The sequence below is a fragment of the Pseudomonas sp. LAM2023 genome (assembly GCF_016620375.1).
Lineage (GTDB): Bacteria > Pseudomonadota > Gammaproteobacteria > Pseudomonadales > Pseudomonadaceae > Aquipseudomonas > Aquipseudomonas anuradhapurensis.
The window spans coordinates 94,822-107,972 of the sequence record NZ_JAENHV010000029.1 but is presented as its reverse complement, the minus strand read 5'-3'; the positions used below and the strand labels follow the sequence as shown (position 1 = coordinate 107,972).

The following is a 13,151-nucleotide window of genomic DNA, read 5'->3' as shown; positions in this document are numbered from 1 at the left end:
TTCGGGTTGCACCTGCTTGCCTCGTTGTCGGGCGAGTAAGGTGGTGAAGCAAATAAGGCCGGTCAGATGCTCCAGCGAGCGCTGATCAGGCGTTCTTCCAGCACGCCGGGGGCTACCGGGCGCGGCCGGCGGGCCAGGGCGACGTGGAAGGTCTCCAGCGAATCCTGCAGGCGTTGTTCCAGCGCCGGTACCAGATGCGCGGGCTTGCTGCCGTCTGCGTAGGCAATCTGGCTGTCGTCGGCGAAGATCCCTTGCAGGGTCTCCTGCGCCTTGAGTGCCGACAGCACGGGTTTCAGTGCGTAATCCACCGCCAGCATGTGGGCGATACTGCCGCCGGTGGCGATCGGCAACACGATCTTGTTGGCCAGGGCCCGTTCGGGCAGCAGGTCGAGCAAGGTTTTCAGGGCGCCGGCAAAAGAGGCCTTGTACACCGGGGTGGCAACGATCAGGCCATCGGCCTGGGCTACCAGTTGCTGGAAATGCTGCACCTGCGGGCTGTCGAAACGGGCATGCAGCAGGTCTTCGGCGGGGAAGTCGCGTACCTGGAACGTCACCACTTCGACACCACGATCCTGCAGCCACTGGCGCGAACGCTGCAGCAGCACGCCGGAGCGTGAACGGGTACTGGGGCTACCACCGATTGAGACAACCAACATTGCAGCGTTTCCTTGTCTGGGTTGGGAGTGACATTACCAGTGCAGCCATATACCTAGAAATCATATTTTTTCATTTGTTTATTCCATTTTGTTTTTCATCTGGAAGGCCCGCGGAAAGGCCAACGCAATTTCCACAGGCATAAAAAAGGGCCGTCGAAACGGCCCGAATATCCCTGCTATGGCTAAGAGCAATGCAACGAGGAATTCTTTAGCGATTGGGCTGCGGGGTCAGACGCAAGTAAGGTTTGACCGCCCGGTAACCTTTGGGGAAGCGCTGCCTGATCTCCTCTTCGTCCTTCAGCGAAGGCACGATCACCACGTCGTCACCGTCCTGCCAGTTACCAGGCGTGGCCACCTTGTGGTTGTCAGTCAGCTGCAGCGAGTCGATCACCCGCAGGATTTCGTTGAAGTTGCGCCCGGTACTGGCCGGGTAGGTGATGGTCAGGCGCACCTTCTTGTTCGGGTCGATAACGAACAGCGAGCGCACGGTGAGGGTGTCGCTGGCATTCGGATGGATCAGGTCGTACAGGTCGGACACCTTGCGGTCGGCGTCGGCGATGATCGGGAAGTTGACCACGGTGTTCTGGGTCTCGTTGATGTCCTCGATCCAGCGCTGGTGCGAGTCGACCGGGTCGACCGACAGGGCGATGGCCTTGACCCCGCGCTTGGCGAATTCGTCCTTGAGCTTGGCGGTGAGGCCCAGTTCGGTGGTGCACACCGGGGTGAAGTCGGCCGGGTGGGAGAACAACACGCCCCAGCTATTGCCCAGCCACTCGTGGAAACGGATCTTGCCTGCGCTGGAATCCTGTTCGAAATCGGGGGCGATTTCGCCGAGTTTGAGGCTCATAGGCTGCGGCTCCTGTGCTGTGTTCTGTAGTGCATGGAGTGAATGTGCCTGTACTCGGAGAGAAATAAAAAGAATAAATAACGATTTATTTATAATCCTAAGGAATTATGGACGACAGGCATAAAAAAAGCCTCGCACTAGGCGAGGCTTTCTTTGTGACTACGGCTTACAGGAAGCTGTAAGTGTAGTTCACGATGAAGCGAGCCTGATCCTGGTCGGCGTTGCTCTCGCCGGCACCACGGAAGACGCCCTGGCGCAGGCTGAAGCCCAGGCCTTTGAAGGTGCCTTCCTGAAGGGTGTAGTCGATGCGCGCGTCGCGTTCCCATTCGTTATAGGTGCCGTTGCCCGACCTGTTGCGGATATCGTCACCGCGCAGGTAGGCAACCGATGCCTTCAGGCCTGGTACACCCAGGGCCGCGAAGTCATAGGAGTACTGACCGAAGGTGGTGTTTTCGCCAGCGCGGGCGAACGAGTTGATCATGCTGTCGGTGAACAGGTAGAAGCTGGAACCTGCAGCGCCCTCCGAGGTGCCGCTGTCGTTGACAAGGCCGCCTTGGTTCAGCCATACGAAGCCACCGTCGTCGCCGACCTGCTGGTGACCGAGCATCAGCGCATGACCACCCAGGGTATAGGTGAACATGGCGGACCAGGTCTTGTTGTCGACCTCGCCTGCGTGTTTGGCATAACCCTTGTTGTTGTCGAAGTCGTATGCGCTGTCGTTGCCGTTCTTGCCGTCGCTGCTGCTGTCAAAATAGCGCAGGTCGGTTTTGAACGACTGGTCGTCAGCGATCTTAAAGACGTGAGTAGCTCCCAGGAAGTGCTGCTTGTAGAAGTCTTCCAGGTTCGAGTAGTAGTACTGCAGGGTCAGGTCTGGGGTGAGCTTGTAGTCCAGGCCGCCGTAGCGGAACTTGTTACTATCCTGCTTGGACCCCGACACGGAAAGACCGGTACGGTTGCTCGAAGCACGGCCCATGGCGTGGGTCAGCTGACCGGCGTTGATGGTCAGGTTGTCGATTTCCTTCGACTGGATGGTGCCACCCTCGAAGGTTTGTGGCAGCAGACGACCATCGTTGGAAACCAGGATCGGCAGGTTCGGTGCGAGTGCGCTACCGAAATGCGCTTCGGTCTTGGAGAAGCGCGCCTTGGCATTGGCACCGAAACGGGCCCACTGGGCAGCGGAACCTTTGCCGTCATCCGGGAAGAAGCCAGACTTGTGGTAACCCTCGCCGCCATCCAGGTGAATACCCCACAGCGCCTGGGCATCAACACCGAAGCCTACGGTGCCTTGGGTAAAGCCCGAGATGTAGTCGAGCTTGAAGCCTTGGCCCGACTCACGCTGGTCCGGACGCTCAGCAGTGCCGGTAGCGTGGGCTTCACGGTTGTCGTTGTTGAAGTACATGGTGCGCGAGCTGAGCGACAGTTTGCTGTCTTCAACGAAACCGGCAGCGCCTGCTTGCTGGGCGAGAACCCCCAATGCCACGGCCAGGGCCAGGCTGGACTTGTACATATTTTGCTCCTCTACGTTCTAATTCTTGTGTATCTCTGGCGGCAGGATCTTTTGCCCCGCTCACCGTGGATTGGCGATTTAGTCCCAAAGCGTGACCATTAAGTCAATCGTTTCTAAACGTTTCGCGACTTTGGTCTAAGACGCCCCCTGCGCTACAGGATAATGACAATCCTATAAATCCAAAATGACCGTTTTATGAATTGGTAAGATTTTTCTGGAATATGTTAGGAACTGTTACAGCCATTCGTAGTAACAACGGGGTAATTCATAACCTATGGTTATTTGCAAACGTTTGCTCATAACCTAATTCCACATCGTTCTATCAGGACGGGAAAGCCTAGCAGCCCTCTCGCATTTCGCCATTGCGTGACATCACCCTTGCTGACGCACCCTGTGTAGGAGCGGCCTTGCGTCGCGATGGGGTGCGAAGCAGCCCCAGAATCTCAGCTAGCACCGAAAAAATTGCCGGGGGCCGCCTTGCGGCCCATCGCGACACAAGGCCGCTCCTACACGAATCGGGTAAAGACAGACGGCGAATTCAGACGATCGGCTCCTAAGCTAATGCAAAAAAGTTATTTATTTTAGCTTTCTTAGATCATTTAGCCTTTCGCCATCCATCACACCGATTGCTGACGAGAGGTTCACCATGATCCCGCACGCTCCGCTGCGCCTGTTCGCCGCCCTGACCCTCGCCAGCGCCAGCTGGCTGGCACAGGCTGCCGACCTGACCGTGGCCTACCAGACCACCGTCGACCCCGCCAAAGTCGCACAGGTCGACGGCACCTACGAAAAGGCCAGCAAGGCCAGCATCGACTGGCGCAAGTTCTATAATGGCGCCGACGTGATCACGGCCGTGGCCAGCGGCGACGTGCAAATCGGCTACCTGGGCTCCAGCCCGCTGGCCGCCGCCGCCACCCGCAAGCTGCCGGTCGAAACCTTCCTCATCGCCACGCAGATTGGTGCCGGTGAGGCACTGGTCGCGCGCGATGGCATCAACACACCGCAAGACCTGGTCGGCAAGAAAGTTGCCGTGCCGTTCGTCTCCACCGGCCACTACAGCCTGCTGGCAGCGCTGAAAAGCTGGAACATCGACCCGTCCAAAGTGCAGATCCTCAACCTCGCACCGCCAGCAATCATTGCTGCCTGGAAGCGTGGCGACATCGACGCGACCTATGTATGGGACCCGGCCCTTGGCGTGGCCAAGGAGAACGGCAAGGTGCTGATTACCTCGGGCGAGCTGGCCGCAAAAGGCGCGCCGACCTTCGACGCGTGGATCGTGCGCAAGGACTTCGCCGCCAAGCACCCGGACGTGGTCAAGGCCTTCGCCAAGGTGACCCTCGACGCCTACGCCGACTACCGCAAGGACCCGAAAGCCTGGCTGGCCAACCCCGACAACGTCGCCAAGCTGGCCAAGCTGTCCGGTGCCAAGCCTACCGATATCCCGGTACTGCTGCAGGGCAACGTCTACCCGCTGGCAGCCGACCAGGCCAGTGCCCTGGGCACGCCGACCACCCAGGCGCTGACCGACACGGCCACCTTCCTCAAGCAGCAAGGCAAGGTCGACGCGGTACTGCCGGACTACGCGCCATACGTCAGTGCCCAATACCTGCCCAACTAAGCCTGTAGAAACCGACCGGAGCCTGCCATGGCCTTGCTCGAGCTGGAGCGCATCAGCGCACAGTACCCCGGCGCCGCTACCCCGGTGCTGGCCGACATCAACCTGAGCCTGGGGCCGCGCCAATTGCTGGTGGCCCTGGGGCCTTCCGGCAGCGGCAAGACCTCGCTGCTCAACCTGATCGCCGGCTTCGTCGCCCCCAGCGGCGGGCGCATCACGCTGGACGGCATGCCCGTCCAGGGCCCCGGAGCCGAGCGTGGCGTGGTGTTCCAGGACGATGCCCTGCTGCCCTGGCAGAACGTGCTGGCCAATGTCGCCTTCGGCCTGGAACTGGCCGGCATGCCCCGCGCCGAGCGCGAAGCCAAGGCCCGCGAAATGCTGGCCCTGGTCGACCTCGACGGTTTTGCCGAGCGACGTATCTGGCAATTGTCTGGCGGCCAGAAGCAGCGCGTGGGCCTGGCTCGGGCGCTGGCAGCCGACCCTCGGGTACTGCTGATGGACGAACCGTTCGGCGCGCTCGATGCCTTTACCCGCGAGCAGATGCAGGAGCTGTTGCTGCAGGTGTGGCAACGCACCGCCAAGCCGGTGTTCCTGATTACCCATGACATCGAAGAAGCGGTGTTTCTGGCCAGCGAGCTGGTGCTGCTGGCACCCAACCCAGGTCGCGTGGTGGAACGCCTGCAACTGGACTTCGGCCAGCGCCATGCGGCCGGCGAACCGGCCCGGGCGATCAAGTCCGACCCGGCCTTCATCGAAACCCGCGAGCATGTGCTGGCGCGGGTGTTCTCGCAACGGCAAAGCCTGCAGGAGCGCGTATGAGCAGCCTGGACCTGCCGGTTACCGGCAAACACAACACCCAACCCCGGCCAGTCGCGAGGCTGCGCGCCCCCCTGGCCACCCGCTGGATCAGCACGCTGACCCTGGCCGGCCTGCTGCTGGCCTGGTGGCTGGTGACCGCAGCCGGCTGGATCGAGCCGCTGTTCCTGCCCTCGCCGGCCGATATCGTAGCCAGGGCCTGGACCTTGCTGACCCAGGGCTACATGGACGCCAGCCTGTGGCAGCACCTGGGTGCCAGCCTGGGACGCATCGGCGTAGCCCTGCTGGCCGCCACCCTCACTGCCATTCCGGTGGGCATCGCCATCGGTTACAACCGCGTAGCGCGTGGCATTCTCGACCCGTTGATCGAGTTCTACCGGCCGATCCCACCGCTGGCCTACCTGCCACTGATCGTCATCTGGTGCGGCATCGGCGAGCTGTCGAAGGTGCTGCTGATCTATCTGGCGATCTTCGCGCCCATCGCCATTGCCACAGCCACCGGCGTGCGCACGGTCGACCCGGCCAAGCTGCGTGCGGCGCAATCATTGGGCGCTACCAGGGCCCAGCTGATCCGCCATGTGATCCTGCCCAGCGCCTTGCCCGACATCCTCACCGGCCTGCGTATCGGCCTGGGGGTTGGCTGGTCGACCCTGGTGGCCGCCGAGCTGATCGCGGCTACCAGCGGCCTGGGCTTCATGGTGCAGTCGGCGGCGCAGTTCCTGGTAACCGATGTGGTGGTGCTGGGCATCCTGCTGATCGCCCTGATCGCCTTCGCCCTGGAGATGGGCCTGCGCGCCCTGCAACGCAAACTGGTGCCGTGGCACGGGCAAAGCCACTGAACCCTGTTGACCACGCCAGCAGCCTGGCTGCCTGATTGAAGAGACCGACATGAGCCTGACCATCACCCCACTCAGCCCGGCGCTCGGCGCCCAGATCAGCGGCGTGGACCTCAGCCGCGACATCAGCACCGCGCAGCGCGACGCCATCGAACAGGCGTTGCTGCAGCACCAGGTGCTGTTCTTCCGCGACCAACCGATAACCCCACAACAGCAGGCACGCTTTGCTGCCCGCTTCGGCGACCTGCATATCCACCCGATCTACCCCAACGTGCCGGAAACCCCGCAGGTGCTGATCCTCGATACGGCGGTCACCGATGTGCGCGACAATGCCGTGTGGCACACCGATGTGACCTTCCTGCCGACCCCGGCACTGGGTGCGGTACTCAGCGCCAAGCAGCTGCCGGCCTACGGTGGCGATACCCTGTGGGCCAGCGGGATCGCGGCCTTCGAAGCGTTGTCGGCGCCCCTGCGCGAGCTGCTCGACGGGCTCAGTGCCACCCACGACTTCACCAAGTCGTTCCCACTGGAGCGCTTTGGTACCACGCCAGAGGACCTGGCGCGCTGGGAAGCCACGCGACGCAACAACCCGCCTTTGTCGCACCCGGTGGTGCGTACGCATCCGGTGAGCGGGCGCAAGGCGTTGTTCGTCAATGAAGGCTTCACCACACGTATCAATGAACTGAGCGAGCTGGAAAGCGAAGCGCTGCTGAAGCTGCTGTTCGCCCATGCCACGCGGCCGGAGTTCAGCATCCGCTGGCGCTGGCAGGAGCATGATGTGGCGTTCTGGGACAACCGCGTGACCCAGCATTTTGCCGTGGATGATTACCGGCCGAACCGGCGGGTCATGCATCGGGCGACCATTCTGGGGGATGCGCCCTTCTGACAGGGCCCTGGGGAGGCCTTCGGCCTCCTTTCACGACACAAGGCCGCTCCTACAGGGGAACGCGATTTGCTGCAGGAGCGGCCTTGTGTCGCGATGAGCCGCAAAGCGGCCCCCAGCGGGTTACCTGACCAGGTGCAGGAACTGCATGTGCCGTTCGTACTGGTCGAGGATGTCGTTGATGATCTGCTCCCTGCTATAGCCCACCAGGTCATAGTTCTGGCTACCTTCGCTCAGGTGCACCTCTGCCCGGTAGTAACGACGGTTCTTCAACTCCTGGGTGCCCAGCCCACCGAGCGCGAACGATGGCGTGAAGTAGCCACGCATCTGCACCTGGTAGATGAACGGCTGTTCTTCGCCATGGCCAATCTTCAGGCTGACGTTGTCATGGCTCGGGTCGTCCTGGGTAATCAGCACCAGGCCCTTCTGCTCGAACACCTCGCGCACATCGGCAATTGCCGGGCGCACCACGTCGTCCATGAAGCGATACACCTCGTCGCGCGACGGGAAATGCACCGCCTGGCTCAGGCGCTGACGCCAGCCGCCGCGCCCGCGACGAGACTGCGCGAACGGGGCCAGCGAGTGCATCTGCGCGATCTGCCGTTGCGACTCCAGGTAGAACGCCTTGTGCAGCCCCCACATCATGCACAGCAAGATCAGCGAGAACGGCAGCGAAGTCAGCACCACTGCCGACTTCAGCGAATCGATGCTGCCGGCGAACAGCAGCGCGCTGGTGATCAGCGCCGTCATCGCGCCCCAGAAGATCCGCAGCCAGTTCGGCCCGTCCTCGTCGGCATCACCCCCGGTTGCCGACAAGGTCGACAGCACCACGGTGCCCGAGTCGGCAGAAGTGACGAAGAACACGAAGCTGATGAACACCGTCACGGCGATCACCGTCTTGCTCCAGGGGTAGGTTTCCAGCAACAGGTACAGGCTCATCGCCGGGTTATCCAGCGCCGACTGGCCCAGCGCGGTCATGCCGTGGTTGATGACCTGGTCCAGGGCGCTGTTGCCGAAGATCGACATCCACGCCAGGGTGAAGCCCAGCGGAATCAGCAGTACGCCGAAGACAAACTCGCGAATGGTACGGCCGCGCGAGATCCGGGCGATGAACAGCCCCACGAACGGCGCCCAGGCAATCCACCAGGCCCAGTAGAACACCGTCCAGCCGCCCAGCCAGCCGCTATTCTCGCCGTAGGCATACACATCGAAGCTCTTGCGCGGCAGGGCCCCGAGATAATCGCCAAGGTTCTGGATCAAGGTGTTGAACAGGTGCTGGGTAGGCCCGGCGAACAGCACGAACAGCAACAGCGCGCAGGCCAGGAACAGGTTGATGTCGCTCATCACCCGCACGCCCTTCTCCACCCCGGCGACGGCCACGGCGACCGCCGCGCCCATCATCAGGACGATCAGCAGCACTTGCACCCACTGGCTATGGCTGATGCCGAACAGGTAATCGAGGCCGGCATTCAGGTGCAGCACGCCAAAGCCCATGTCGGCACCCAGGCCGAACACCGTGGCAATGATGCCAAAGCCGTCCACCGCGTAGCCGATCGGCCCGTTGATGCGCTTGCCGATCAGCGGGTACAGCGCCGACCGCAAGGCCAGCGGCAGGTTGTGCCGGTAGGCGAAGTAGGCCAGGGCCATGCCGACGAAGGCGAACACGCCCCAGCCATGCAGGCCCCAGTGCAGGAACAGGATCTGCATGGCCTGGCGCCCGGCCTCGGCCGTGCCCGCCTCACCCTGGGGCGGCTGCAGCATGTGGGTCAGCGGCTCGGAAACGCAGAAGAAAAACAGGGTGATGCTGATACCAGCGGCGAACAGCATGCCAGCCCACGACAGGTAGCTGAACTCGGGTTCGTCGTGGTCGGCACCGAGCTTGATCTTGCCGTAGCCGGACAAGGCGGTGACCACCACGAAGACCAGGTACAGCGTCATCGCCAGCATGTAGTACCAGCCGACCGTGTTGGCCGCCCAGTTCTGCGCTGCCAGCAACCAGTCGCCGGCACTGCGCGGGTTGGCAATGACCACGAGGCCGAAGAGCAGGATGAAACTCGCCGCGAAATAGAACACTGGGGGGTTCATGCGGATCTTGCCAGTGGCAAGGGATGGGATCGGTGCACTCATGGGCGGCGCACCTCGTCGAATGACGTAAGGTTCGGAATGAACGGGTTCAGCAAAGGAATCCTCCTGTTGAACACCGGCAGCGGACCAGCGTTTTTCATTGAACAAGCGTTCAAGTTAAACATGGATCGGATGTCAATGCGAATCAGGGCGCTGGTTGGTGCCCTCCTGCACTGACCTCTTCGCGGGCTTGCCCGCTCCCACAGGTAATGCACAAGATTCAATATTTGTGCGGTCCCTGTGAGAGCGGGCAAGCCCGCGAAGAGGCCAGTACAGGCTAAAGAGATGCTCGATCAATTCTTGTCCTGGCAATCCAGCTGCAGGTTGGCCTGGGTAATGTTGCTGTCGGCCGGCACGCTACGGGTCAGCCACACATTGCCGCCGATGGTCGAGCCTTTGCCGATGGTGATCCGCCCCAGGACCGTGGCGCCGGCATAGATGACCACATCGTCTTCGACGATCGGGTGACGCGGCAGGCCTTTGTGCAGGGTCCCCGACTCGTCGCTGGGGAAGCGCTTGGCTCCCAGGGTCACGGCCTGGTAGATGCGCACGCGCTGACCGATGATCGCGGTTTCGCCGATCACCACACCGGTACCATGGTCGATGAAGAAGCTTGGGCCGATCTGTGCCCCGGGGTGGATGTCGATGCCCGTGGCCGAATGCGCCAGCTCCGAGCTGATCCGCGCCAGCAGCGGCAAGCCGGCCTGGTACAAGTGGTGCGCCAGGCGGTGGTGGATGATCGCCAGGATGCCGGGGTAGCACAGCAGCACTTCATCGACGCTGCGCGCCGCCGGGTCACCGTGGTAGGCGGCCAGCACGTCGGTATCGAGCAGCACGCGCAGGCCCGGCAGAGCGGCGGCAAAGCCCTGGACCAGGCGCAGCGCATGGGCGTCGACGCCGGCCAGTTCGGCCTTGTTTTGCCGCGCGGCGTAGCGCAGCTCCAGGCGGGCCTGGGCCAGCAAGGCGGTCAGCGCGGCATCCAGGGTATGGCCTACGTAGAAGTCTTCACTTTCTTCACGCAGGTCGACCGGGCCAAGGCGCATGGGGAACAGCGCGCCGCACAGTTGCTCGAGAATCTGCCGCATCGCCTCGCGCGAAGGCAACTCACGCCCGCCTTGCTCGCCACTGCTGCGGCCATTGCGCGTACGCCATTGTTCACGGGCGCCGCGCAGACCGGCGACGATGCTCTGCAACTGCCAGTGCCCGGATGAAGGTTGTTCGCTCACGGTTTTCTCCTGCCTGAGTAGGCCAGACTCATTTTTTATTGGCAGGTCCGGCCCTTCGCCGGCAAACCCGCTCCACAGCGAACGCACAGTAGCTGTGGCAGCGGGTTTACCCGCCAAAGGTCGGGCCTGCATACATGCAATCCACTCTACGGCAAATCCTTCCCTTGGAAAAAACAACGCTTTATTCCATCCTGCACTATGTCAGGCATAAGCAGCGATGACGGGGAACAGATACTCGCCTACCCTGAATGCAGCCGGCACTGACAAAAACGAAAGGGAATAATAAAATAATTTTTTATTATTTCCTGGCCTAACCGGCCAACCCTATAGTCGCCACCCACCACTGACAACAAGCGCGGGGCTTCCACATGTCGAAATTCGCCAAACCGCTACTCAACGCCAGCCTGGCTCTCCTGCTGGGTGCCGGCCTGCTCAGCCAGGCCTTTGCCGGCGAACAGCTGAAGACCATCCAGGAAAAAGGCGTGATCAACGTCGGCCTGGAAGGCACCTACCCACCGTTCAGCTTCCAGGACGAGAACGGCAAGCTGACCGGCTTCGAAGTCGAGCTGTCGGAACTGCTGGCCAAGGAACTCGGCGTCAAGGCCAAGGTGCAGCCGACCAAGTGGGACGGCATCCTCGCCGCACTGGAGTCCAAGCGCCTGGACGTGGTGATCAACCAGGTGACCATTTCCGAGGAGCGCAAGAAGAAGTACGACTTCTCCGAGCCCTACACCATCTCCGGTATCCAGGCGCTGATCCTGAAGAAGAAGGCCGAGCAGCTGAACATCCACAAGGCCGCCGACCTGGCCGGCAAGAAGGTTGGCGTGGGCCTGGGTACCAACTACGAGCAGTGGGTGAAACAGGATGTGCCGCAAGCCGATGTGCGCACCTATGAAGACGACCCGAGCAAGTTTGCCGACCTGCGCAACGGCCGTATCGACGCCATCCTGATCGATCGCCTGGCCGCGCTGGAATATGCACAGAAAGCCAAGGACACCCAGCTGGCCGGCGATGCCTTCTCGCGCCTGGAAAGCGGCGTGGCCCTGCGCAAAGGCGAGCCGGAACTGCTGGCCGCGATCAACAAGGCACTGGACAAGCTCAAGGCTGACGGCACGCTGGCCAAGCTGTCCGAGAAGTACTTCGGTGCCGATGTCACCAAATGATCGCTGAAAGCCTGCAACTCGTTGTCGATTCTGCGCCCTTCCTGCTGAAGGGCGCGGGTTATACCGTGCTGCTCAGCGTTGGCGGCATGTTCTTCGGCCTGCTGCTGGGGTTTGCCCTGGCGCTGATGCGGCTGTCGAAGATCATGCCACTGAACTGGCTGGCCCGGGTTTACGTGTCGTTTTTCCGCGGCACACCGCTGCTGGTACAGCTGTTCGTGATCTATTTCGGCATGCCGCAGATCGGCATCGAGCTGGACCCGATCCCGGCCTCGCTGATCGGCCTGTCGCTGAACATGGCCGCCTACATCTGCGAAATCCTCCGCGCGGCGATCTCCTCGATCGACCGCGGCCAGTGGGAAGCCGCTGCCAGCATCGGCATGACCCGTGTCCAGGCCATGCGCCGGGCCATCCTGCCACAAGCCTTGCGCACCGCCCTGCCACCGTTGGGCAACAGCTTCATCTCGCTGGTCAAGGACACCGCCCTGGCGGCGACCATCCAGGTGCCCGAGCTGTTCCGCCAGGCCCAGCTGATTACCGCGCGCACCTTCGAGGTGTTCACCATGTACGTGGCGGTCGCAGTCATCTACTGGGTGCTGTGCAGCATCCTCGCGCACTTCCAGAACCGCATGGAAGCCCGCGTCAACCAGCATGACCAGGAGCATTGAGCATGATTGAAGTCAAAGGCCTGACCAAGCGGTTCAAGGGCCAGACCGTGCTCAACGGTATCGACCTGACCGTGCAGCCGGGCGAGGTGGTGGCGATCATCGGCCCGAGCGGGTCTGGCAAAACCACCTTCCTGCGTTGCCTGAACCTGCTGGAAACCCCCGATGCCGGGCAGATCCAGATCGGTGACATCAGCATCGACGCCAACCGCCCGCTGGGTGGCCAGCAAAGCGCGATCCGCCGCCTGCGCCAGCAGGCCGGGTTCGTCTTCCAGAACTTCAACCTGTTCCCGCACCGCACCGCCCTGGAGAACGTCATCGAGGGCCCGGTGATCGTCAAGAAGACGCCCCGCGAGCAGGCCATCGAGCTGGGCCGGCGCCTGTTGGCCAAGGTCGGCCTGGCGGGCAAGGAAGATGCCTACCCGCGGCGCCTGTCCGGTGGCCAGCAGCAACGGGTAGCCATCGCCCGGGCCCTGGCCATGGAACCGGAGGTGATCCTGTTCGACGAACCGACTTCGGCGCTCGACCCGGAGCTGGTGGGTGAAGTGCTGGCGACCATCCGCGGCCTGGCCGAGGAGCGACGCACCATGATCATCGTGACCCACGAGATGAGCTTTGCCCGGGACGTGGCGAACCGGGTGATCTTCTTCGACAAGGGGGTGATCGTGGAACAAGGCGAGGCCAAGGCGCTGTTCGCGGCACCGAAGGAAGAACGTACCCGGCAATTCCTGCGCAAGTTCCTCGGGACAGCCGCTTCCGAGTGAACCTTAGCCGGCCTCTTCGCGGGCGCGCCTGCGAAGGAGCCGGCGCATCCGC

Annotated in this window: 12 protein-coding genes; 7 read left to right on the top strand and 5 right to left on the bottom strand. The window is 62.3% G+C overall.

Going from position 1 to position 13,151, the window contains the following annotated elements:
* Positions 1-62: 62 nt before the first annotated feature.
* The 3 genes from ssuE to JKP78_RS18810 form a co-directional block, all read right to left on the bottom strand.
* Complete coding sequence (gene ssuE, locus JKP78_RS18820) at positions 63-656, bottom strand: NADPH-dependent FMN reductase (RefSeq protein ID WP_200627196.1); 594 nt, start codon at positions 654-656, stop codon at positions 63-65.
* A gap of 208 nt (positions 657-864) precedes the next feature.
* The gene (locus JKP78_RS18815; protein ID WP_200627194.1) at positions 865-1,503 is read right to left on the bottom strand and encodes a peroxiredoxin; all 639 of its coding nucleotides are present in this window, start codon (positions 1,501-1,503) and stop codon (positions 865-867) included.
* 166 nt (positions 1,504-1,669) lie between these two features.
* Positions 1,670-3,010, bottom strand: a complete 1,341-nt coding sequence (locus tag JKP78_RS18810; protein ID WP_200627192.1) for an OprD family porin — start codon at positions 3,008-3,010, stop codon at positions 1,670-1,672.
* Positions 3,011-3,656: 646 nt separating this feature from the next.
* Here JKP78_RS18810 and tauA point away from each other — a divergent pair.
* Genes tauA through tauD form a run of 4 tightly spaced genes read left to right on the top strand, consistent with a single transcriptional unit; the run spans position 3,657 to position 7,163 of the window.
* Entirely contained in the window at positions 3,657-4,628 is a 972-nt protein-coding gene (gene tauA, locus JKP78_RS18805; protein ID WP_200627189.1) for a taurine ABC transporter substrate-binding protein, read from the top strand.
* 27 nt (positions 4,629-4,655) lie between these two features.
* Entirely contained in the window at positions 4,656-5,444 is a 789-nt protein-coding gene (tauB, locus tag JKP78_RS18800; protein ID WP_200627187.1) for a taurine ABC transporter ATP-binding subunit, read from the top strand.
* Complete coding sequence (gene tauC / locus JKP78_RS18795; protein ID WP_170027803.1) at positions 5,441-6,280, top strand: taurine ABC transporter permease TauC; 840 nt, start codon at positions 5,441-5,443, stop codon at positions 6,278-6,280. The genes tauB and tauC overlap by 4 nt, the downstream gene beginning before the upstream one ends.
* 49 nt (positions 6,281-6,329) lie before the next feature.
* Complete coding sequence (gene tauD, locus JKP78_RS18790) at positions 6,330-7,163, top strand: taurine dioxygenase (protein ID WP_200627185.1); 834 nt, start codon at positions 6,330-6,332, stop codon at positions 7,161-7,163.
* A gap of 120 nt (positions 7,164-7,283) precedes the next feature.
* Here tauD and betT read toward each other — a convergent pair whose 3' ends face one another.
* Together betT and epsC are read right to left on the bottom strand one after the other, a co-directional pair.
* Positions 7,284-9,245, bottom strand: a complete 1,962-nt coding sequence (gene betT, locus JKP78_RS18785) for a choline transporter BetT (RefSeq protein ID WP_200627327.1) — start codon at positions 9,243-9,245, stop codon at positions 7,284-7,286.
* A gap of 332 nt (positions 9,246-9,577) precedes the next feature.
* Positions 9,578-10,510 (bottom strand): serine O-acetyltransferase EpsC, encoded by a 933-nt coding sequence (epsC, locus tag JKP78_RS18780; protein WP_200627184.1) that lies wholly within the window; start codon positions 10,508-10,510, stop codon positions 9,578-9,580.
* Positions 10,511-10,878: 368 nt separating this feature from the next.
* Here epsC and tcyJ point away from each other — a divergent pair, with 368 nt between their 5' ends.
* Genes tcyJ through tcyN form a run of 3 tightly spaced genes read left to right on the top strand, consistent with a single transcriptional unit; the run spans position 10,879 to position 13,099 of the window.
* On the top strand, positions 10,879-11,673 hold the full coding sequence (gene tcyJ, locus JKP78_RS18775) for a cystine ABC transporter substrate-binding protein (RefSeq protein ID WP_186687664.1): 795 nt from the start codon (positions 10,879-10,881) through the stop codon (positions 11,671-11,673).
* On the top strand, positions 11,670-12,338 hold the full coding sequence (tcyL, locus tag JKP78_RS18770) for a cystine ABC transporter permease (protein WP_186687667.1): 669 nt from the start codon (positions 11,670-11,672) through the stop codon (positions 12,336-12,338). The genes tcyJ and tcyL overlap by 4 nt, the downstream gene beginning before the upstream one ends.
* Positions 12,339-12,340: 2 nt before the next feature.
* Entirely contained in the window at positions 12,341-13,099 is a 759-nt protein-coding gene (gene tcyN, locus JKP78_RS18765; protein WP_186674905.1) for an L-cystine ABC transporter ATP-binding protein TcyN, read from the top strand.
* Positions 13,100-13,151 lie beyond the last annotated feature (52 nt).

Excerpts from the sequence above, each read along its gene's own strand:
- tcyN (WP_186674905.1), top strand. The coding sequence starts at position 12,341 with ATGATTGAAGTCAAAGGCCTGACCAAGCGGTTCAAGGGCCAGACCGTG.
- tauD (WP_200627185.1), top strand. The coding sequence starts at position 6,330 with ATGAGCCTGACCATCACCCCACTCAGCCCGGCGCTCGGCGCCCAGATC.
- tcyL (WP_186687667.1), top strand. The coding sequence starts at position 11,670 with ATGATCGCTGAAAGCCTGCAACTCGTTGTCGATTCTGCGCCCTTCCTG.
- tcyJ (WP_186687664.1), top strand. The coding sequence starts at position 10,879 with ATGTCGAAATTCGCCAAACCGCTACTCAACGCCAGCCTGGCTCTCCTG.
- JKP78_RS18810 (WP_200627192.1), bottom strand. The coding sequence starts at position 3,010 with ATGTACAAGTCCAGCCTGGCCCTGGCCGTGGCATTGGGGGTTCTCGCC.
- tauA (WP_200627189.1), top strand. The coding sequence starts at position 3,657 with ATGATCCCGCACGCTCCGCTGCGCCTGTTCGCCGCCCTGACCCTCGCC.
- betT (WP_200627327.1), bottom strand. The coding sequence starts at position 9,245 with ATGAACCCCCCAGTGTTCTATTTCGCGGCGAGTTTCATCCTGCTCTTC.
- tauC (WP_170027803.1), top strand. The coding sequence starts at position 5,441 with ATGAGCAGCCTGGACCTGCCGGTTACCGGCAAACACAACACCCAACCC.
- tauB (WP_200627187.1), top strand. The coding sequence starts at position 4,656 with ATGGCCTTGCTCGAGCTGGAGCGCATCAGCGCACAGTACCCCGGCGCC.
- ssuE (WP_200627196.1), bottom strand. The coding sequence starts at position 656 with ATGTTGGTTGTCTCAATCGGTGGTAGCCCCAGTACCCGTTCACGCTCC.
- JKP78_RS18815 (WP_200627194.1), bottom strand. The coding sequence starts at position 1,503 with ATGAGCCTCAAACTCGGCGAAATCGCCCCCGATTTCGAACAGGATTCC.